Source organism: Bacteroides sp. L10-4 (genome assembly GCF_013373675.1).
Taxonomy (GTDB): domain Bacteria; phylum Bacteroidota; class Bacteroidia; order Bacteroidales; family Bacteroidaceae; genus Bacteroides; species Bacteroides muris.
Genome location: NZ_JABXJH010000053.1, coordinates 1 through 21,312 on the forward strand (window position 1 = coordinate 1; position 21,312 = coordinate 21,312).

A 21,312-nucleotide genomic window follows, 5' to 3' on the forward strand; every position below is an offset into this window, starting at 1 on the left:
GTTTATGTAAATCTGTTCAAAGATCGCTGTCTTAACTGCGATGCTGTTCCTTTCAGAAAGCGGGTGCAAAGGTAAGAACTTCAAAGCATAACTTCCAAATTTTTCCGGAAGTTTTTTTTTCTTTCTTTCCTTTTCTCTTTCCCCGTCGTCTCTCTTGTCGAAAGGGAGGCAAAAAGAAATAAAAGAAAGAAGAACTGCCGTGCACCGTCTCTAAAAAAAGAATGTCAACTCGCGCTGCTTTCGTTTTCAAAAGCGGGTGCAAAGGTAAGAACTTTAAAGCACAACTTCCAAATTTTTCCGGAAGTTTTTTTTTCTTTTTTCTTTTCCAAGACCCAAGCTCCGAAAGGAACCTATGGCAAAGAGAAGAAAAATGATAGATTATAGCTCCGTTTTGCTGTCAGAATGTCAAACTATCGCTGCCCTCGTTCCCGAAAGCGGATGCAAAAGTAGAGCTTTTAAGGACATCTGCAAAATATATACAAGCTTTTTTTGAGGATTTTTGAAAACTTTTCCATAAAATACTGACTGCCAGATATGTTTTAAAACATAATCCTTGAAGGAAAAAGAATACAGAAAAGTAAGGAACACATTATATATATACGAGCGCGCATCGGAATATACTAAGTTCACCCCTTGACATAGACCACAGAACGGCCGGCACCACGCTTGAGGAGCCCAAAGAAAACTGACAATAAACCTGCGAAAGGCTACATCCGGAAAGCCCGGATACTAAACGAGAACTACTGAACAACTTTTCTCACCACAGATATGTTTCTTTCTTACCACACCCGCGTTTCTTTCTTACCACAGCTGTGGTAAGAAAAGAACATTGCCGTGGAAAGATTAGTTTTTTAGGGAAAAACAAGGTAGAAAGTAAGAAGACAGCAATTATATTCTGGCATTTTACAAACTAACTATCCATAAAGAACGAAATGACATACTTCAAAGATAAAAGAAAAGAGAATGAAATCTGCCACAATACTGTGACAAACAGAAAAACTCAGCGACAGATAGGGTAAATATCAACCTAATTATTTATCTTTGTTAGCTTTTAAAAGTTAGCATACTAAAAACAATAAAGTGCAATGAAAGATTTTCTGAAATTTACGTTTGCCACCATTACCGGCATCATCGTATCAGTCGTTGTTTTAGTTTTCATCAGTATTCTGGTGGTTTTCAGTATGGTATCATCTTCGGAGTCGGAAACGCAAGTACGCAAAAACTCCATTATGATGCTGGATTTGAATGGTGCACTGGCTGAACGCAGCCAAGACAATCCGTTCGATGCCCTTATGGGAGACAATTATAAGACTTATGGTCTGGATGATGTACTCTCCTCTATCAAAAAAGCAAAAGAGAATGACGACATTAAAGGTATCTATATAGAAGCGACTTCGCTAGGTACAGGATTTGCTTCATGCGAAGAAATACGCAATGCATTGAAGGATTTCAAGGAATCGGGAAAATTCATCGTGGCTTATGGTGACAGCTATTCCCAAGGTCTTTATTATCTGTCAAGTGTAGCCGACAAGGTGTTGCTGAACCCGCAAGGTATGGTCGAGTGGAAGGGCTTGGCCGCTGCCCCCATGTTCTTCAAGGATTTGCTGGCCAAAATCGGAGTAGAAATGCAGATATTCAAAGTAGGTACCTACAAATCGGCTGTAGAGCCTTTCATCTCTACCGAAATGAGCCCTGCCAACCGTGAACAAATCGATGCTTACCTGACCTCTATCTGGGGAGAAGTGACCAATGATGTTGCAGAATCACGCAAAATATCTGTAGACTCACTGAACGCCATTGCCGACCGCATGTTGATGTTCTATCCCGCAGAAGAAAGTGTGCAATGCGGACTGGTCGATACATTAATATATAAGAATGATGTGCACAACTACCTGAAAGCGATGGTAGGCATCGACAAAGACGACCGCATGCCCGTACTTGGTTTACAGGACATGATTAACGTAAAGAAGAATGTTCCCAAAGACAAAAGTGGAAATGTGATTGCCGTATACTATGCCTATGGAGAAATTGATAGCGGTTCATCTTCTGCCTCCAGCGAAGAAGGCATCAACTCTAAAAAGGTGATAAAAGACCTGCGCAAGCTGAAAGATGATGAAGATATAAAAGCTGTAGTATTACGCATAAACTCACCGGGCGGAAGCGCCTATGGTTCAGAACAGATATGGTATGCAGTCAACGAACTAAAGAAAGAGAAACCGGTCATTGTTTCCATGGGTGACTATGCAGCTTCAGGAGGTTACTACATTTCCTGCAGTGCAGACACCATCGTGGCTGAACCTACCACACTGACGGGTTCTATCGGTATCTTCGGCATGTTCCCCAACGCAAAGGGGCTGACTGAGAAAATCGGGATAAACTTTGATGTAGTGAAAACCAATAAATACGCAGACTTCGGCATGCTGACACGCCCGATGAATGACAGTGAAAAGGGGCTGATGCAAATGTATGTAAACAACGGATATGACCTCTTCCTCACCCGCTGCTCCGATGGCCGAGGCATCAGCAAGGAAAACTTGAATAAAATTGCCCAGGGCCGTGTGTGGACCGGAAGCAAAGCCAAGGAACTAGGACTGGTCGACGAATTGGGTGGTTTAGACAAAGCTTTAGACATTGCCATTGCAAAGGCTGGAGTAGATGCCTATACTGTGATGAGTTATCCGAAAAAGAAAAGTTTCTTTGAAAGCTTAATGAACACCAATCCAGGTAACTACGTCAAAGTACGCATGCTGAAAGGCACAATGGGTGCGATATACCAGCAAATTAGCGTCCTGGAGAATTTTGACAAATATAACCGTATACAAGCACGTGTACCCTTTGAACTGAATATTCAATAAATGGAGGAAAACTTTATTAAGATATATCACTGGCTATATCCCCTATCATGGCTTTATGGGATAGGGGTATGCTTGCGAAATAAACTCTTTGACTGGGGCTGGCTCCGGTCAAAGAGTTTTGACGTTCCAGTAATATGTGTGGGCAACCTTGCTGTGGGTGGAACTGGTAAGACGCCACATACCGAATATCTGATAAAGCTATTACAAAAAAACGGAGTGAATGTAGCCACCCTCAGTCGGGGGTACAAGCGTAAAAGCCGAGGCTATGTACTGGCCGATGACAAGAGCAATGTACAGCAAATAGGTGACGAGCCATATCAAATTAAAAATAAATTCCCTAATGCATGGGTAGCAGTAGACGAAAACCGTTGCCACGGTATTGAACAACTGCTGAGACTGGAAAATCCCACCGTAGAAGCCATTATCCTAGACGATGCCTTCCAACATCGCCATGTAAAAGCCGGACTGAACATTCTACTGACTGATTTTCACCGATTACTATGCGACGATGCCTTGCTCCCTGCCGGAAGACTCCGCGAACCTTCAAGCAGTAAAAACCGGGCGCAGATAGTCATCGTCACCAAATGTCCGGATGACATCAAGCCAATAGACTTCAACATCATCGCCAAGCGGCTTCATCTTTATCCATACCAGCAACTGTACTTCTCCAGATTCCGCTATGGGATGTTGATGCCACTATTTCCTGAGAAAACGAACAGCCGGAAAATTCTCTCCTGCTTCACCGGAAACGAGCAGGTGCTGCTGGTGACAGGCATCGCCTCCCCCGCTCCCTTGCAGAAAGAAATAGAATCTTACACCTCACACGTCAATTTACTAGCATTTGATGACCATCATGACTTTACCCCCAAGGATTTATCGCAGATAAAGGAGCAATTCTTGCATCTGGAAGAATGGAAAAGACTGATAATCATCACAGAAAAAGATGCGGCAAAGCTAAAGATTCATTCTACACTGGATGAAATACTGAAGCCGCACATCTACGTGCTGCCGATAGAAATAGAAATTTTACAGAATCAACAATATATATTTAACCAAAACATTATTGGCTATGTTAGAGCGCATTCAAGAAACAGCAGCCTTTCTGAAAGGAAAGATGCATACCCAGCCTGAGACAGCAATCATCCTCGGTACCGGACTCGGCAGCCTTGCCAACGAAATCACCGAAAAGTATGAAATAAAGTACGAAGAAATCCCCAACTTCCCCGTCTCTACTGTAGAGGGGCACAGCGGAAAACTCATCTTCGGCAAATTGGGCAACAAGGACATCATGGCGATGCAGGGACGTTTTCATTTCTATGAAGGCTATTCCATGAAGGAAGTAACCTTCCCCGTACGCGTAATGCATGAACTAGGCATCAAAACTCTGTTCGTATCCAATGCCAGCGGCGGTACCAACCCGGATTTTGAAATTGGCGACTTGATGATTATCACCGACCATATAAACTACTTCCCCGAACATCCGTTGCGTGGCAAAAACATACCCTACGGTCCCCGCTTCCCGGATATGAGCGAAGCATACGACAAAGAACTGATTCGCAAGGCTGATGCTATTGCAGCAGAAAAGGACATCAAGGTTCAGCACGGTGTCTACATCGGTACGCAAGGTCCTACATTCGAAACGCCTGCAGAATATAAGCTGTTCCACATTTTGGGTGCTGATGCAGTGGGCATGTCCACCGTACCAGAAGTTATTGTGGCAAATCATTGCGGAATCAAAGTATTTGGTGTATCTGTCATTACAGACCTGGGTGTGGAAGGTAAAATCGTAGAAGTTTCTCACGAAGAAGTGCAGAAAGCTGCCGACGAAGCACAACCGAGAATGACAGAGATTATGCGGGAACTAATTAATAGAGCATAAGAAAGCATGAGAACAGAAATAGCCACCCTCGGCGAGTTCGGCCTCATCCACCACCTCACCGAAAGCATAAAACTAAAGAACGAGTCGAGCCGATACGGTGTCGGAGATGATGCCGCCGTCCTCTCCTACTCGGCCGAAAAGGAAGTACTCGTTACTACTGACTTACTGATGGAAGGTGTACACTTCGACCTTGTGTATGTACCTCTCAAGCATTTGGGATATAAATCGGCTGTAGTCAATTTTTCCGATATCTATGCCATGAACGGCACGCCGAAGCAAATTACCGTTTCCTTGGGTATATCCAAACGTTTCAGTATAGAAGACATGGAGGAACTCTATACCGGTATCCGTCTGGCTTGCGAAGAATATGATGTTGACATCGTGGGAGGAGACACCTCCGCTTCCTATACCGGGCTTACCATCAGCATCACCTGCATAGGCGAGGGGGAGAAAGGAAAAGTAGTCTACCGTAATGGTGCCCGCGTGACTGACCTGATTTGTGTCAGCGGTAACCTAGGTGCCGCCTACATGGGATTACAACTTTTAGAACGTGAAAAAGCGGTTCTCAAAGGAGGTGACAAAGATTTGCAACCGGACTTTTCGGGGAAAGAGTATCTTCTGGAACGTCAGTTAAAACCCGAAGCACGCCGTGACATCATCCAGAAACTGGCAGAAGAGGGTATACAACCCACCTCCATGATGGATATATCGGACGGTCTTTCTTCGGAATTACTGCATATCTGTACCCAAAGCAAAGTGGGTTGCCGCGTTTACGAAGAACATATTCCTATCGACTATCAGACAGCTGTAATGGCAGAAGAATTCAATATGAACCTGAGCACTTGTGCACTGAACGGAGGCGAGGATTATGAGTTATTGTTCACCGTCCCCATTGCCGACCATGAAAAGGTTGCCGAAATGGAAGGCGTCAAGCTGATTGGCCATATCACCAAACCAGAATTAGGCTGTGCACTAATTACCCGTGACGGCCAAGAGTTTGAACTCAAAGCACAAGGATGGAATCCTTTGAAGGAAGAAGAAGCGGAAAAAGCATAGCTATAAAACTTTTTCAATATTTTTTCTCAAATCATAAACACTGATAATTAGCCACATAGCCAATTATCAGCGTTTTTTATTATGAAAGCTATTGTATAGTACAAAAGTTTCACTATCTTTGCAACCGCAAAAGAGATAAACATGGTGCCATAGCTCAGTTGGTAGAGCAAAGGACTGAAAATCCTTGTGTCCCCGGTTCGATTCCTGGTGGCACCACCCAAGCAAAGATTAAATCGCTAATTCTTACAGAGTTGGCGATTTTTCTTTTAGTCACTACAGGGCGTAGTCACTATAATAGTCACTATCTAAATCGCTATAAACCACGATAAATCGGCTTGATTAAACTGTATTAAAAAGTAGCGTTTAATTCTAAACCCAATTAAATTCTACATTAAATTCTCTGCAAAATAATAGTGACTATCGGCGTGGTGCGCTGAGATAGTCACTACTTCATTCTTACATTGTAAGTCGGGTGCCGGACTGACGGTTGTCGATGTCGTCGTAGCGGGAGCGGTTGCCGACTTCGTGCTCGCGCTTGTAGCCGGATGAGCCGGAACTGACATTGAGGGAAGATAGTGCGTTGGCAAGATTGAATGTGAACACTTGCGAGATTTCCGGGGAGTAGTCCTGTGGACGGGAAGGGAGAATACGGACTCCAGCTTTGGATTGGGTATTCTGCTTTATCCTCTCTTTAACTGCCTCGGCATCCTTTCGAGTAAGATGCAGCATGGCTATTGACATCAGGAAGTCTTGTCTTGCTTGTTCATCGGCATGTAGAGAGCGGAACTTGGCTTCCTCCTCCGGAGTTAATTCAATCAAAGGCATATAGACGTCTGTCAGTGCCAGGTGGAGGCAGTAGTTGCCGTTTCTATGTTTGACAACTGCCATGCCCTTTATCCTCTCTTGATGGTTGTGTATCGGATAGCGCATGAGATATTCGGTCAGTATCTCCTCGGAGAATATCGTGGCAGCTATTGTCAGACCTACATCTTCGCGCTCGTCATCCTTTACGCCGTTATACCATGCGTACTGCCTCGGTGAGATTGGCTTGCTGTACGTCGAGCCGTCTTTGACATTGATGAGCATATAGTTCCCTCTGCTGTCTTTGCCCACCTCGACAGTGAACAGGTCGCGGTACACGTCAAGCGGCGATGGTTCCCTTTGTGGCTTGATGGCGAAATCAATAAGCTCCGACAGTTTCATCACCTTGCTGCCGTCGAAGGCAATCTTTTCGGCATGGTCGATTACACTGTAACCTCTCACCCTGCCGTCCTTGTCCTTCTGGAAACTGATGTCTATGCCAAACTTTGTCTTGAGAACATCAATGAGAGTCTGTATGCGCTGGCAGTTCTCCTCGCTCAACGGTTTGCCGTGGTTGTCAAGTATTTTGCGGATGTCGGTATTCAGTTTTGCTTTTACTGGCTTTCGCTTCTTACCTTTTGACACTTTGACATTATCGACATTTTGACATTTTCCCTCGGCTATCTCGCCCTTGTATTTCCGGATTATAGCGCGAAGCTGCGTAGCGCGGTCTTTGCGCTTCGGGCTGTTTTTGGTGATTCGATTGAGGATGTCATCGATGGCGATATTACCGGCGTCGCCTCCACACTTGAACAGACGGTAGCCGTCGAGCGATTTCTCTATCTTGTAACCATGAGTCTTGACGATATTGGCAAACTGACCCTCCGTTTCATAGTCGTAACAGAGAATCCGGTCAATATCTTTCTTGATGTCAGGAGATAATATGCGATTTGCGCACTCGTTAAGCCTGCGCCTGTCCTGATGGTCAGAAATGGCATAACCGTTAGGCTTTATTCTCGTCGAGAGAATATGCACATGGTTATTACCGGTATCGTGGTGGGCGTAAACAAAATACGGCTGACGGGCATAGCCCATACCCTCCATAAGTTCACGCGCAAAGTCGGTAAGTTCTTCCGGCGACATGGCGCGTCCTTTCACGGAGGTCGACACGTGGAACTGGAAACGTGTTGTCTTTGTATTGCCGTAGGTCTTAGAGTTTTCTTTCATATACCTCTCGACTTCAGCCGAGGCATCAAGGCCGAAGCGGTGCAGCGTCTCGACATTGTGGCGCAACGCCTCGCTGACATTCTCCATCGCCATAAGGGTTGCCACACCATCAGCAATCTTCTTCTCGTTATATCGAGCGCCGGGGAAACCGCCGCCGGACACATCGTTGAGTTTCTTGACTATCATTTTCCTAAAATTATCATGTTATAGAGGTATGTCAGCATCTGCCGGATTTTATCTGTACCCTCGCAAAACTGACCGAAGGGAAGAAGATCTGCCGCCCGCAACGAGTAAGGATTCATTTTCTGCTGCTCGTTGATGTGCTTGGCGACCTGATTGGTGTTGGTGCCGGTTCTTTCGATGAGCTTGATAGCAGATTTAATCAAAGCAATCATACGGGGATTGTCTCGGTCAGCCATCGGCTGCTCTTCATATTTGAGTGTGGCACAACGTACAAACGCACTCAGATTACCGTCGGTGTATCGGTCGGCTCTTGACTGCATTTCTGCGTGGGTCTGCGAATCGACACGTATTTTTATAGTGATGGATTTTTTATCCGGCATAGAGATTAACTTTTTAAGATATTATGGTTTGATAGATTGGTTGATTGAATATCTGATACAATGAAGACTATATGACTTGGTATAATGATAGCTTGATGATTTGATGACCTGATACCTTGATGATATAATACCTGGTTGTCTCGATCGTCTAATGCTCCATTGTCCAATGGCTCATTATCATATTATCCAATGTATAGATTATCCAATGTGACGATGACCGATTAACCGAAGTATCACGGTTCATGATAAATGTGTTGCTTGATAATATATCAAACGCAGATTTTCAGTTTTTCATCATTCATTTTTCAGTCTATCATCGTTCACGGGCAATGTATCATTAGACAAAAGACTGCGAGTTTCGAGCGGGATTGACCCTCACCTCGGGGGAGGCGGGATAGCCGTTGTGGACACAATCGGCATATCTTGCAAAGCAAGGTTTATACTCCAAATCAGGCGTGAGCAACCGGGGTATCTCAATCAGTTCGACCTCGGTCGAAAATGTCATAATGTCAAAAGTTCATAGTGTCAGCGCATGGGTCATATTTTGCGATAGCAACCGTGTGACTTTTTCTTCACGAATCTTCGGCCTCCGTCTCTTAGGAATCTCTTGACCGAAGATTCCGAGATTCCGAGTTGCAGGGCTTCCCGGACAGCTTCTGCCGTGGTGAACGAATCCCTGAGGTTTCCGAGTAACTCGGTGAACCGGTTGTCAAGGATACCGGTTTCAATCTCCGGTGCAATCCGGCTCTCCATGTTTCTGAAATATTCGGTGAGCCTGATGGCGAGTTCGGCAGTTCCCGGTTCAATTTTATCCATGCCCGATTCTCCACAGATGCAGTGCATAATCTGTATGACCAGACAGAAGCGGACCAGATAAGTTTCCAGTTTGCCGCACAACGCCCTGACAGCATCTGAATCCGTTTCAGCATAAGCCTTGTTATTGACCTCGTCTTTCCATTGAATTACGCGGAGCTTTGCCTCTTGGGAAAACAGTAGCTCTATTGAGGTTGCTTTTCCCTCTTGGTCTGTTGAAGGAGTGACGGTTATTACCCTTCGGATAATTCGTTCCCATTCTTCAAGAACGCCGTCCGGCATGGCGGTGTCGTTCCACGACAGCATCTCGTCAATTTCGGGATAGACTTTCAGGAATCGGGATGAAAAGCCATTCATCATTCGCTTGCCGCCGAACTGTTCGCCCAGACGACCGGGCTGTGTAGTGCCAATAATAGAACAATAGGGATTGGCGAGGAAGATATGCTCGTTGTTTGACTTTCGGCTGTACTTGAAAGGCGTACCGCTGAACAGACTGAGAAAGTAGCCCTCGTCCGAACCGTTGTAGCGGTTGAAATTGGAAAGAAGGCTGTCTATCTCATCCTTGTAAATCAGCACTCCGCGCGGATTGTCGCGCAACGCCCCGATAAGAGCCTCTACAGTGGAGTCAACCACTACATGGCATTTTCGTTGTGGCATCTTCATTTCTTCAGGGAGAAAATGTTTCTCACGCTGCTTTGCCGACATGCGTTCCCATCGACGGTAGGTTTCCATCTCCTTGCAATAGATCATGTCATACTCTCCGTCGAGTTTAAGAAGCGGTGCGACCGCCTGTTGCAATGGCGGAGTCTTGCCACAGCTCGGCGAGCCTACAAGCACCATGTAGATTATCGATCGGCTTACCCATCCGGTCATGAAGCGGACTGACCAAGTATTGCCCATAGCAGCCGCGAATACTGTAAGGAATGAAGCCGAAGAGAAATCGACATTATAGTTCTCATACTCCTCAAGAGCCTCTATTATGTCGCGGATTGCTTTCGGAAATATCTCCAGAGGGAAAGAAGGAGTTTCGGTAGTTTTACCGGAATCGCTGGTAAAGGCAATGCTATCCTCCTCGATCAATCCACATCCGGCTTCCATCGGAAAACGTGGATGGTTGTAATAGCCATTCGCTTTCATGATGCTCAGATGTTGATGTTACGTTGTCCGAGGGCTTTGCGTACCTCATATTCAGGGTACATAATCTTGTTGCCGGTCTTGACAGGTTTGAGGATGCCTTTATTTGCCCAGTGCCAGAGTGTGGCATCGCATACGCCAAAGAGTTCCTTTACCTCGGCTTTGGTGAGCATACGTTCTTTCTTGGCTGCCTCGACCATCGAGCCGAGTTCATCCTTTGCGCGGCGGATCAAGTCCTCCGAAAATGCTTTGAGGTCTTCGGCACTCATCTCCACCTTGACATGAGCGCGGCCTTCATTCAGCATATCTAAAAAGTCTTGCATGTTTATTCCGATTGCCGTCCGGATTATGGCAGTTCCGCTGACGGCATAAAGCGAAAAGGCCACCGCTCCGAAAAGGAACGGTGACGCAAAAGTATAGCGTAATTTATTGGATTGAAAAGAAATGACGGTTCGTTAAGTTCGCGAATACTGAAACGAATCAAACGAATCAAAAAGGGCTTATTTCAATCAACTTCGTCGGTATTAATCAGCAGAATTTCGGTTTTTATCATGTCGATTGCAAAACGGTGTTCCGGCTCATCCTTGACATATCGTTTGCGATTGGGATATAGACTCTGTAGAACATTGACACTTTTCTGAACCTGTCGCTCGCCAACGATTCTGCTTTCGGGAAAAGTGGTGGCCAATACCCCGGCAAACTGTTTTACGGGTCTGGCGGCATCAAGTTCGCCTGACTCCACCAGTGCTATGTATAGATGTGCAATATCGACGCCACTGACATGCGTCTGCGTCCATTGACCGATACGTCTGACTGTCTCACTATCGTGAGAAGACAAAAGGGAAGTAAGGTCATGAACGAACGCCTCTCCTTCTGAAACTTTGGAAGTTGGCTTTGGTTCATCAATACCGTCCAATACCCAGTCTGCCAAATCTCCGTTATCGACACTTTTCCGGAAGTCCAGAAACTCCTTCAACTCCTTTCGTGTTCGATAATTGTTCTCAATCTCACGGGTCATAAATGCCTTCAAGAATTTTGTGAGCTGCCATTGGTACTGCCGATTGTCAACCACCTGTGCGGCATCTTCAAGATTCTCAATCAGCATCTCCGATGAGCGTCCATATTTCAGCCATGCAACAAAGGGCATCCGGTATTTCTCCCATTCGCTATCCTCCGGTTGCCCACTAAGTACGATACGGGCATAGCCCGATTCCCGGAGAGTCTTCAGAAGTTCCTCCAAGTCCAGATTGTCTAGGTCGACCATATCCTCTAGCCTCTTCAGGAACTCAGGCGAAGCGGAAAACGCTGACTGTCCCATAAGAAACACCTCCAACAAGTCAGCCTCGCCCATAGACGCTGCAAACTCACCATACTCCTGCGGATATTCCTTCATCCACGCCTTTATCTCGTCATCACTCTGTTCGGGAGCCATATTATTTTGAATGGTATTCATATCTCATTTGTTTTGTGGCTACAAAGTTCGCACAAACTCATTGCTAAATCCCTATTATTAGACACAATTCCAATAAGATATTATCTAAATTAACAAACTCATGTCACCCATAGCAGGATTTATAGAGAATTAGCAACAATATCCGCACACAGTGTTATAAGATAGAAGTCACAGAAGTAATATGAGTATTTCTTCCATTCTAATAACGTCGTTCGACACAATTTTATGACCGATCTATACTTCAAAACGCCTGTTTCTAAGCACAAACGATTGTCATGTCGGAAAAATTTGTTAATTTTGCACTGACCTTACGCCGTGAGACTCCACTATGGAGCCGGAACGAGGGAGGTCATTACATAATGAAAGCGTTTATCGACGCTTGATTCTTGGCTAATCTGGAATGTGGCAGTTTCAAAACTTCGTCAAGAATGAAGTAACGATAGATGTCTCGGGTATGGTTAATATACCCTTAGGTGGATTATACCTTATAGGTATGTCCCCTTTGGCGTATCATATCATACGGCGTAGGCTCTACGTTACTCGTTCTACGAAGTGACGGCAGCCACAGCCACAGATTAGCAGGACGAGTAACGGTACGGATCCTGCGCTTTTTTTGTTTAACAAGTCCATAGAGGGTCATGGACAATACAAATACATGGAGAGCCCTCTATGAATATTCCAATCATACGCCATATTTTTGTTATTGCAGGTATAACTTGGGCAATAGTATTATCATCGTGCGGGCGAGATGTTAACTCAATAGCTGACCCTCATTTCGATACCAATGGAGCACCGCTTGACACGATTGTAGAATTATTCTCTCCAAAACTACCTGAATCTGCAAAACTTTATGTTGAGACTTCCGGTAGCATGAATGGTTTTTTTCGAGCTAATCAGGCTAACAATTTCAAGAAAACAGTATGGTCTGTTTTCTCCGGCGTTGCTCCAATTACCGATGGCAATGTTTACACTATGTCGAACGGCGGCGATATTGACACCCCCGTTACTCTCGGTAATTTCCGCAATAGCATGAATGCAGGTGCTTTCGTTTCTAACTCATCAACACACGTACCTGCGATGCTTCACAATATCATCGAGAATATCGATACCTCCAAGAACGAAGTCGCTATTCTTGTTTCTGATATGAAATATAGCCCTATGGGTAAGACTGCCGCACCTGAACTTCTCCAATATCAGGAGCAGATCAGAAACGTCATCGGCGTACACTCGAATGTTTCGCTCTCTTTCGTTTGCGCTAATTCAGAGTTCCTTAATCCTAACGGCTCGGTTGCTGAAGCCAACTCGCCTTATTATTTCATTATCATAGGTAATTCTGAGAATGTGGCTGCCATGAGGAATAATATCGCTCGTTGGTGCGAGGCAACCAATTCCTATGTCGAGTCGGGCGATATGGCAATGAATTACCATACGCCAAATTATACCATTGAGAACGTAAAAAACGGTATGCTGAGTTCTGAATATCCCAATAACTGTTTTTGACCGTGAGGTTTCAGATACTTGCTCGTTCATTGTCAGAGTTGACATGACCGGCTATCCTTGGAGTGCTGTCAATGCTGATATACTAAAGGACTGCTTTAAGGCTAAAGCTGCCTATGGCTCATCTGTCGATGTTGAACTTCTTACTGATGAAGACCATCTAGTGGATGACCACGTATATAAGGGTGAGTTCAAACGTCGCTCTTACGCTGACTTCCTCGTGAAACTATACAACGTCGCTCTCGATGATGAAGTTGTCGAGTGGACGTTTACTAATAAACCTTTTGATGGTCGCTATCTGATGGACTTTAATACTATCATAAACGCTGACCAAGAAAATGATTTGTCTGGATCTTTCTCCTTCAACAAGTTTATCAAGGGTTGCTTTAACGCTCGTCTTAATACTTTCGACGAGATTCCGGTTCGCATCCTTGTTTCGTCTTATCAATGAAATAATAACAACTCAGTATGGGTATCATAAAAATATTTTTCCTCCTACCGTCTAAAGGCAAGTTCTTACAGAATTTCGCCAACAATGACCAGTTGAAGGCTCAGGCGGAGCAGGTATGGCGACAGCTCGATGGGCTTTCACCAATTCTGCTTATATTAACTGCTGTCCTTGGCATCGGTCTCGCGATTTATTACTATACCGGGTATAATGAAATGCCTGGCCGTCATTACAAGATTCAACACTGGGGCTTATGGGCGGCTATCGCCTTTATTCTCTCACTTATTGGTACTGCCGTTATTGAATATGTCGGCATTAAGACCAATATCAAGACCGGCCTCACATCCCTCTATTGGTTGTGTGCCATTAATAATGCCCTCTATTGCTTAATCCTTTATTTCTTAACCTCCGTTGTTTGGTGCAACTTCAACTTCTGCCGTACCAACGCTTATAAATTCCTCAAATTCTGACTATGAAAAGGGTATTTGTATTCTGTATCGGCGGCACCGGCCTCCGAGTTATGAAATCCATTACCATGCTTCTTGCAGCAGGTATGGACGCTAAGGGTTATACGATTGTTCCAGTCCTTATTGACCCACACATGGACTTGGAGGAAAAGCGTAATCTCCAAACCCTTATTGGCGAATATGAGACTGTCTACAACAATGTAATTCTCAGCGATGGCAAACGCCTCAATCCCATACCGGGTTTCTTCGGCACCGATATTGCTGACCTTGCTAAACTCAATGGTCAGCAAAACGATATTTCTGAGCCTATCGCCGAAAAGCGTTCATTCGGTCAATATCTCAATGTTGGCAACCTCAATTCTGAGGATGTGAATAAATACCTCGTTCAGACGATGTTCTCACAATCCAACCTTGACAATGACCTCTCCGTTGGTTTCAAAGGAAGCCCCAATGTTGGCACTGTCGTTCTCGGTGAGATGATAAAGGGTGCTGACTGGTTCCAAGCGTTCTGCAACGCTTGTCAGAAAGGCGACCGCATCTTTATCATAAGCTCGATTTTCGGCGGCACCGGAGCCTCTGGTTATCCTCTCCTTGAAAAGAAAGTTCGTAATTCCACCGACCATCCTAACGTCAAGGACGCTATTATGGGTGCGGTGTCCGTGCTTCCGTACTTCTCGCTAGAAGACCCTTCTACAACCGATAGCGACATCGATTCTGCTAACTTCCTTACAAAGACTAAATCCGCTCTCGCTTACTATGAGCAGAGCGTTATGTCTGATTATATTTATTATGTTGGCGAGCAGGGGATGAAAACCACTTACGCCAACGACGAGAAGAAACAAGAGGACAAAGCCCACTTCGTTGAACTTGTCGCTGCTACCGCTCTCTTTGATTTCTTATCAAAGACCGACAAGCCCGATAAAACTCAGGCTCTATCTCGTGCTATCAAGGAAGATGTTGAGTCTCTTTCAGTTTCTTCTCTCGGCGACGCATACAACAATGTTGTTAAGGCAGTCGCTGACATGATGATGCTTTCTCGTTTGGTCTATTTCCTTCCAAACGAGAACCAGTTCCCTCTGTCTAAAAATCGTGGATTCGATGAAGATTTCTATACTGACAAATCGTTTGTCTGTCTCCGAAACTTCCTCGCTCGTTTCTCGGAATGGTATCAGGAACTTGCCGAAAACAAACGCGGCTTCGCTCCGCTTACCATTGCTGACCCTAATGACCGTAAAGCAAAACTCTCTAACTGGATTCAGGACTTCTCGCTTGACGCTAAGGACGAGTCCTATTACCTGTTAGATATGATTCGTGCGAGCAACAAGGATAAAGACGATACTCACACAATCAAGTTCCGTCGCTTCCTCGATTATGTGTATAAAGCTATTGATAAATATACCTCTAAAATAATGTAACGCTATGAGTAGTGTTGACCTCAATATAATAGAGCGCGGCCTAAAAGGTCAGGAGTGGACGGCAGAAAAAGGCCCTATCACTGCCGGAGACCTCGCCAAAATCTCAGAGCAACGCACTAACAACAGTAGCGCGTTAAATGCTCTCCCGACTCCCTTTGCTCGGTTCTTCGTTGTCAAGGAGGCTTTTCGCCGTACCCTCGAAGAAGTGAAAGACCCAAAGAAAAACGCTGGTGACGCTTACAACCGTCTTGTGTCTGATACACTCGATGTTTTTGAACTTCTCTATAATATCACATTCCACGAAGGACGTTGGGATGATTCCCGTAAAATCGTCATTCGTGAATGGGAGCTTGCAACTGACCTGAAGAACTTGAAAAATCAAGTTCCTATCCTCGGTAGTGCAGTCGAGAATTACTTCGCCTCTGACCTCAAAGCATCCGGCAATCGCCTTTTCTTTGTGGTGCTCGTTGATGGTGGACGAGATTATCTTCTCGCCACTTCATCGCCGTTTACCGGCTTCGTAACTCCACCGGACTTCGACAAGAAAGTTGATCACCGTGGTAACGGAACAACTTCTTTCATGGGTAAACGCTACCAGCAGATGCCGTCGCTCGTGCGTAAGTCCGGTGGCACATACTTCCGTGATATTCGTTTGTTTGGTGCTCGCGATAAGGACTTCAAAAACTATATGTTCTATCTCGTCGATAATTCCCCACTGGGCGACGAGATGAAAGAACTGCGTGACTACATCAAACAAATTCAGATTACAGACCCTGACATCAATAAGAACTGGCAACCGCAGTTCAAGCCTATCATTTCTGAAAACTCAAATGAGCTTGTCATAAATGGTCTGCCCGTTGGTAAGGATTCAGGTCTCAGCACTGTAAACTTCTTCAATGATACTCTCATACGTCTGCCGTTCCGCTTGTCAAAGGACTATTATCAGCCTATGACTTACGCTGGAGCAGACGATAGTAGAGATTACGACTTCATGTTGCCCATTAGCCATGAAGCCTTATCACTCATTGAGGGAGATTTCCAATGCGTCTGCAAAGTAACTAATGCCAAAGTTATCGTAACCCTTAAATATAAGGGTCAGGAGTACACCAAGGACTATTATGTTGACTCTGATAACCTCGGCTCTCGTGGTCGCATCGTAAACCTGCAACGTGAAAACATCAGCTTTAACCTCGCTGTTTTCCCGAACATTCTCTCTCCGAACCGAAACGAAAACAACTACTTCAAGGTGATGGCGGTTGTCAACGACGCAACAACAGATTACCGCCCCGTATCAATCAACAATCTTGAGATGTCGTTCTTCTTCAGAAACGATGATAACCGTTTCGAGGAAATTGAGACAATCGACAAGGATAATACTCACGCCAAATTCGGCGTTCGTCCTGCCGTTGTTCGTTCTAAACAAAATCTTGAACGGGAGGTAGATGCAGGCTCGAAGTTCTACGAGATATTCAACTCTCAATTCGACGCTATCAGCTTACGCTTTACCCTCGACAGCGGCACTTGCGAGGGTGTGCTTATCCCGAATTGGAAACGTGCTCAGCGTACACAGGATGCGTACACCTATGCCGTTGACCTTGGCACTACAAACACTTATATCTCGTGCTGCAAGTTCGGTCGCGATAATGAACCTGAACAGCTCAATATGGATGAGCCGATGGTAGCTTTCCTACACGACTTCAAGCGTTCTTCTCAGCACTCGCTTGTCTCGGTAATTGAAAACGCCATTGCTCCCAAATGTCGCAAGAACTTCAATACCGAGTTCGTTCCGGCACTTATAGACGGCTCGATTTATCGCTTCCCGATTCGCACCGCTCTATGTGTGCAGAAAGGCGACAGAAGCAAGCCCTCGTTGTTCGACAACTGCAACATCGCTTTCTTCTACGAGAAATCAATGGGGCTTGGAAACCAGTCTATCCTCACTGATATTAAGTGGGAGGATAGCCACGAGAAGGAACTTCGCCTGTTTATCCGAGAATTGCTCCTTATCATCAAGACCGACGTCCTCCAAAAGAACGGTCTGCTTGCTAATACTAAACTGATTTGGTTCCGTCCTCTCAGCTTCAAGGGTACTATCAAGGACACCTATACAACCATTTGGCAAGAAGAAGCGAAGAACCTCCTTAACATCGGATCTCCGCAAATAGATTGTGTATCTGAATCAGAGGCACCTTACTACTATTTCAGCAAAAAGAACTCTTTCAACAGCGTTGACGCTGTCTCTATCGTCGATATTGGTGGCGGTTCAAGCGACTTCATCTATTTTGCCGACAGCAAACCTCAAATCGCGAACTCCGTTCACTTCGGTTGCGATGTTCTTTGGGGTAATGGTTTCAGCGGGTTCGACAATGACCGTGTAAACGGCATTTACGAACGCTTCGTCGAGACCGTTCATCTCGGCGACCATACCGATGAACTTGAACAGCGCAATATCAAGATGCGCTCAGACCGAGAGGTTTCCACTAAGGACATAATCAACTTCTGGCTGAGCAACGATAGCCGTTGCGAAATCACCAAGAAGTTGAAAGAATCATACAAGCCTCTGTTCCTTTATCACTTCGCCTCTATCGTGTACTTCATGGCGAAGATGTATAAGGCTAAGAGCCTCGCTTGTCCGCGTTCCGTTCTTTTCTGTGGAAACGGTAGTCGTTACATCGATGGTCTGCTTTCTTCGGATAAGGCAACCATCAAGGAACTTGTCGCCACAATCTTCAAAAATGTTTATGGCGATATAAAGGATATTCAGGTTATTCTTCCCGATAGCCGAAAAGAATGTACCTGCTATGGTGGCCTTTATCGCAACTCCGATGTCGATGTGCCTGATGAGTTTAACTTCCAAGGCGTCTCTGATAGGGTCTATGAGAATGTCGAGCAGCTTAAAGCCGACTTCCCTGCGGTTAGTCGCGATCTTCTCAATACCTTTGCTTCGTTCAATAAACTCTTCGCTGATCTCCTTCGTATCCTTATCTCTAAAGGTGAGCTTGATAAACAGGTTGACTCAACCGAAATTATCAACCTCATTTCATCCGGCACTCAGGATTCTCTGGAGAAGAACTTCAAGACACAGGTCATTCAGAAACTCAATGACAGCGAGGTTTACCACGATTCGGTATTCTTCTTGCCTATTATTGATAACGTGTTAAAACTAACTAAGATTTAATATGTTTCAGTCAGGCATCTCTATTGTATCGCTGATTATATCTATCGCGACTTTTATAATCGCGTTTGGCGTTCAGCTCTATTACTTTTTTGGAACCCGAAAGAAGTTAGAGACTGTCCGCAATTTCTTCGTTAAGAATCGCGAATATGAAGTATATGGTGAGGCAGAAGATTCTCAGCTCAATCCTTATGTAGCAGAAGAAGGCTCCAGCCTACACACTCTTATCAAGGAGTTGAATGAGTACACCAAAAAGAACCACGGCACCACAGATTTTTCGGTCATTCAAAACAAGACTGACCGAAAAATCAATGTCTTGTATGATAATGCAACGTCACGTATTGCATTCCCTACCTATGTAGGTCTCATGGGTACTTTCATTGGTGTATTCCTTGGCTTGTTATTCTTCACTATCGGCTTGGGAGCTTCTCCGAATGGTGAGGGCATTACTGACGAGACTATTGGCAATCTTATTTCCGGTGTTCTCGTTTCGATGTCAACAAGTTTCATCGGTTTGCTTCTTACGACGATTACTCATCATCTTGCAGCTGAGACTCAAAGGGTGGTTCGTGAAGACAAGAACGAGTTCTACGAGTTTATTCAGAATGAACTTATGCCGACCCTCGGTGTCAGTATGGTTGCCGCTCTAAATAAGCTGCACCATACCATCAATCTCTTTGAACCGTCGTTCAATAATGTAATCGACCGCTTTCAGGCAACATTTGACTCTTGCACTCAACGCTTCGGGTCTGCTTTTGAGCAGAACGTAACCATCGTTTCCGAAGCTGTGCGCGTTATGGGTGAAAATATGGACAAAATCAATGAGAATGTTGACCTGCAAGCTCAACTTCTCAAGACTCTTCGCTCTCGCGGTGTCGTTGAATCCCTCGATGCTTTTGTTCGTGCTTCGCAGAACTTTGACCTAGTTACAACGGCTCTTAATCGCTTTGAGGTCACTCGCAACGCGATCAAGGATGTTACCGTTGAACTTGTCAACACGCAACGCCGTTATAATGAATCACTCGAAATTCCGCTTAATGTTGCCAATAAGCTCAATCAGATACTCTCACGCATTACTGACTTTGAGAAAAGCATTAATGCTCTTGGTCGCAGTATAGAAAAAACTGACCTTCTTGGTAACACCGAAATTGAAGCCCTCAAACAAGCAATTACTGCTATTAAGAAAAAGCAGAAAGTCGCTGTTGAGGCTATGGAAGTATCCGACGGACATCTTGAAAATATTTTCAAGATGCAATCCGAAGCTATCGTTAAACTCGGCCGTACTTACGAAGAAAGTTTCGCCACCTATGCCGAGAGGTTCCAGAACATTCTCGATGGTCTAGAAAAAGAAATGCTTGAACGCCGACGCGAGATTGTGGTCGCTATCGAGGAGAAATTCTCTCTTGACCAGATTCAGCAAGAGTTCTCTCAACTTAGCAAGCTGAAAAAGATTGAGGAATTGCTTACCTCAATCAACACTAAAAGTTCTCGTGAAGAAGTAGATAAAACCATCGAAACCACTCGTCGCGAAGTCGAATCGATACGTAAACTTCTTGACAAGGCGATTGAAGATGCCAAGAAGAAACCGGAAACCACGACCACATCGGGTGGCGGTGGCTTCCTCGGCGGTATCTTCGGCGGTCGTAAATAACTTTACCAATGGATAGTCGCAATAATAAAAGTGCTTTTTGGCCGAGCTATGTGGATATTATGACCACATTGTTCGCTATCATGCTTGTACTTTTTGCGGTATCTTATAGCCGCTTCAAGATTAAGCAGCGCGAACTGGAGGAGTTCAAAGATAAGTATGAGGAAATCATGTCTATCTACAAGGCTGTAGATAATATTGACCCCGAATATTTCGAGTTCAATCCAGATTACCTCAAACATATCTTCAAAATTCAGGTTAACTATCAGAAAGGTAAGTTTTCTCTCGACAACCTGCTTCAAGACGACCCTAAATCTCCCGAATATAATCTGACAGAGGCTAACGCTATTCGTCAACAAATTAGAGATGCAGGTGAAGAAATCAAGCGCACAATACTTAATTTGCAACAAAACGATTCTCTTCGCACTGACATTAAGTATCTTGTAGTTATCGAAGGTCAAGCTTCGGCCGACGGCTATCATATTGACGATTACTTCAACAATGATGTCCTCAGCTACCAACGTGCGCTTAAACTCCATGAGTTTTGGCGAGACAACGCAGGTATAGATTTTACTAATATGGAAAAGTGCGAACTTGTTATTGCAGGTAGCGGTGAGGGCGGTGTGCCACGAGCTTCTCGTTTAAGCGATAGAGATGATTCTCGAAACCAAAGGTTCCTTATTCACATTGTTCCTGTCATTGGCGATATACACCTTGACCCCCAATTTAGGAAATAACATTGCTTATTTCAGGGGGTAGATATCCAATATACCAAGCCAATAAAAGATAATCCATTGAGTAACGGATTGCTTTTAAATTGTATAATTAAAAAATAGGGCCCAGAATCTGAAACCCTATTATTTAAACTTCATAAGCTATGT

General features: G+C 44.8%; 17 protein-coding genes and 1 tRNA gene. 12 read left to right on the forward strand and 6 right to left on the reverse strand.

All coding sequences use genetic code 11. From position 1 onward, the window contains the following. Nucleotides 1–1,085 precede the first annotated feature (1,085 nt). The 5 genes from sppA to HU824_RS15445 all read left to right on the forward strand — a co-directional run bounded on the left by sppA (nucleotide 1,086) and on the right by HU824_RS15445 (nucleotide 6,006). Nucleotides 1,086–2,855 (forward strand): signal peptide peptidase SppA, encoded by a 1,770-nt coding sequence (sppA, locus tag HU824_RS15425; RefSeq protein WP_176469305.1) that lies wholly within the window; start codon nucleotides 1,086–1,088, stop codon nucleotides 2,853–2,855. Continuing rightward, on the forward strand, nucleotides 2,856–3,986 hold the full coding sequence (gene lpxK, locus HU824_RS15430; protein ID WP_136010572.1) for a tetraacyldisaccharide 4'-kinase: 1,131 nt from the start codon (nucleotides 2,856–2,858) through the stop codon (nucleotides 3,984–3,986). Then, a complete protein-coding gene (locus HU824_RS15435) occupies nucleotides 3,925–4,734 on the forward strand; it encodes a purine-nucleoside phosphorylase (RefSeq protein WP_136010571.1) in 810 nt (269 codons plus the stop codon). The genes lpxK and HU824_RS15435 overlap by 62 nt, the downstream gene beginning before the upstream one ends. 6 nt (nucleotides 4,735–4,740) lie before the next feature. Beyond that, on the forward strand, nucleotides 4,741–5,790 hold the full coding sequence (gene thiL / locus HU824_RS15440; protein ID WP_136010570.1) for a thiamine-phosphate kinase: 1,050 nt from the start codon (nucleotides 4,741–4,743) through the stop codon (nucleotides 5,788–5,790). Nucleotides 5,791–5,933: 143 nt separating this feature from the next. Beyond that, nucleotides 5,934–6,006 (forward strand) — tRNA-Phe (locus tag HU824_RS15445). A 240-nt stretch (nucleotides 6,007–6,246) separates the two neighbouring features. Here HU824_RS15445 and HU824_RS15450 read toward each other — a convergent pair. The 6 genes from HU824_RS15450 to HU824_RS15475 form a co-directional block, all read right to left on the reverse strand. Then, the gene (locus HU824_RS15450) at nucleotides 6,247–8,004 is read right to left on the reverse strand and encodes a relaxase/mobilization nuclease domain-containing protein (RefSeq protein WP_176469306.1); all 1,758 of its coding nucleotides are present in this window, start codon (nucleotides 8,002–8,004) and stop codon (nucleotides 6,247–6,249) included. Continuing rightward, nucleotides 8,001–8,381 (reverse strand): hypothetical protein, encoded by a 381-nt coding sequence (locus HU824_RS15455; protein WP_135946416.1) that lies wholly within the window; start codon nucleotides 8,379–8,381, stop codon nucleotides 8,001–8,003. Before HU824_RS15455 ends, HU824_RS15450 begins: the two co-directional genes overlap by 4 nt. A gap of 337 nt (nucleotides 8,382–8,718) precedes the next feature. Then, complete coding sequence (locus HU824_RS15460) at nucleotides 8,719–8,886, reverse strand: hypothetical protein (RefSeq protein ID WP_168353813.1); 168 nt, start codon at nucleotides 8,884–8,886, stop codon at nucleotides 8,719–8,721. A 32-nt stretch (nucleotides 8,887–8,918) separates the two neighbouring features. Beyond that, the gene (locus HU824_RS15465; protein ID WP_176469307.1) at nucleotides 8,919–10,331 is read right to left on the reverse strand and encodes a DUF3987 domain-containing protein; all 1,413 of its coding nucleotides are present in this window, start codon (nucleotides 10,329–10,331) and stop codon (nucleotides 8,919–8,921) included. 5 nt (nucleotides 10,332–10,336) lie between these two features. After that, a complete protein-coding gene (locus tag HU824_RS15470) occupies nucleotides 10,337–10,651 on the reverse strand; it encodes a helix-turn-helix domain-containing protein (protein ID WP_135946418.1) in 315 nt (104 codons plus the stop codon). A 182-nt stretch (nucleotides 10,652–10,833) separates the two neighbouring features. Beyond that, complete coding sequence (locus HU824_RS15475; protein ID WP_135946419.1) at nucleotides 10,834–11,781, reverse strand: DUF6043 family protein; 948 nt, start codon at nucleotides 11,779–11,781, stop codon at nucleotides 10,834–10,836. A 669-nt stretch (nucleotides 11,782–12,450) separates the two neighbouring features. Here HU824_RS15475 and HU824_RS15480 point away from each other — a divergent pair. The 7 genes from HU824_RS15480 to HU824_RS15510 are packed head-to-tail and all read left to right on the forward strand — an operon-like array spanning nucleotide 12,451 to nucleotide 21,168. Then, a complete protein-coding gene (locus tag HU824_RS15480; RefSeq protein ID WP_176469308.1) occupies nucleotides 12,451–13,281 on the forward strand; it encodes a hypothetical protein in 831 nt (276 codons plus the stop codon). Between the two features lie 43 nt (nucleotides 13,282–13,324). After that, nucleotides 13,325–13,729 (forward strand): hypothetical protein, encoded by a 405-nt coding sequence (locus HU824_RS15485; protein WP_176469309.1) that lies wholly within the window; start codon nucleotides 13,325–13,327, stop codon nucleotides 13,727–13,729. 17 nt (nucleotides 13,730–13,746) lie between these two features. After that, nucleotides 13,747–14,196, forward strand: coding sequence for a hypothetical protein (locus HU824_RS15490; RefSeq protein WP_135946421.1), 450 nt, complete (start codon nucleotides 13,747–13,749; stop codon nucleotides 14,194–14,196). 2 nt (nucleotides 14,197–14,198) lie between these two features. Then, nucleotides 14,199–15,608 carry a hypothetical protein gene (locus tag HU824_RS15495; RefSeq protein WP_135946422.1) on the forward strand — a complete coding sequence of 470 codons (1,410 nt, stop codon included), beginning with the start codon at nucleotides 14,199–14,201 and terminating at the stop codon, nucleotides 15,606–15,608. A 4-nt stretch (nucleotides 15,609–15,612) separates the two neighbouring features. Then, nucleotides 15,613–18,786, forward strand: a complete 3,174-nt coding sequence (locus HU824_RS15500; protein WP_176469310.1) for a hypothetical protein — start codon at nucleotides 15,613–15,615, stop codon at nucleotides 18,784–18,786. Between the two features lies 1 nt (nucleotide 18,787). Beyond that, entirely contained in the window at nucleotides 18,788–20,434 is a 1,647-nt protein-coding gene (locus HU824_RS15505) for a hypothetical protein (protein ID WP_135946424.1), read from the forward strand. A gap of 8 nt (nucleotides 20,435–20,442) precedes the next feature. Next, nucleotides 20,443–21,168 carry a hypothetical protein gene (locus HU824_RS15510; RefSeq protein ID WP_135946425.1) on the forward strand — a complete coding sequence of 242 codons (726 nt, stop codon included), beginning with the start codon at nucleotides 20,443–20,445 and terminating at the stop codon, nucleotides 21,166–21,168. The last annotated feature ends 144 nt before the right edge of the window (nucleotides 21,169–21,312 follow it).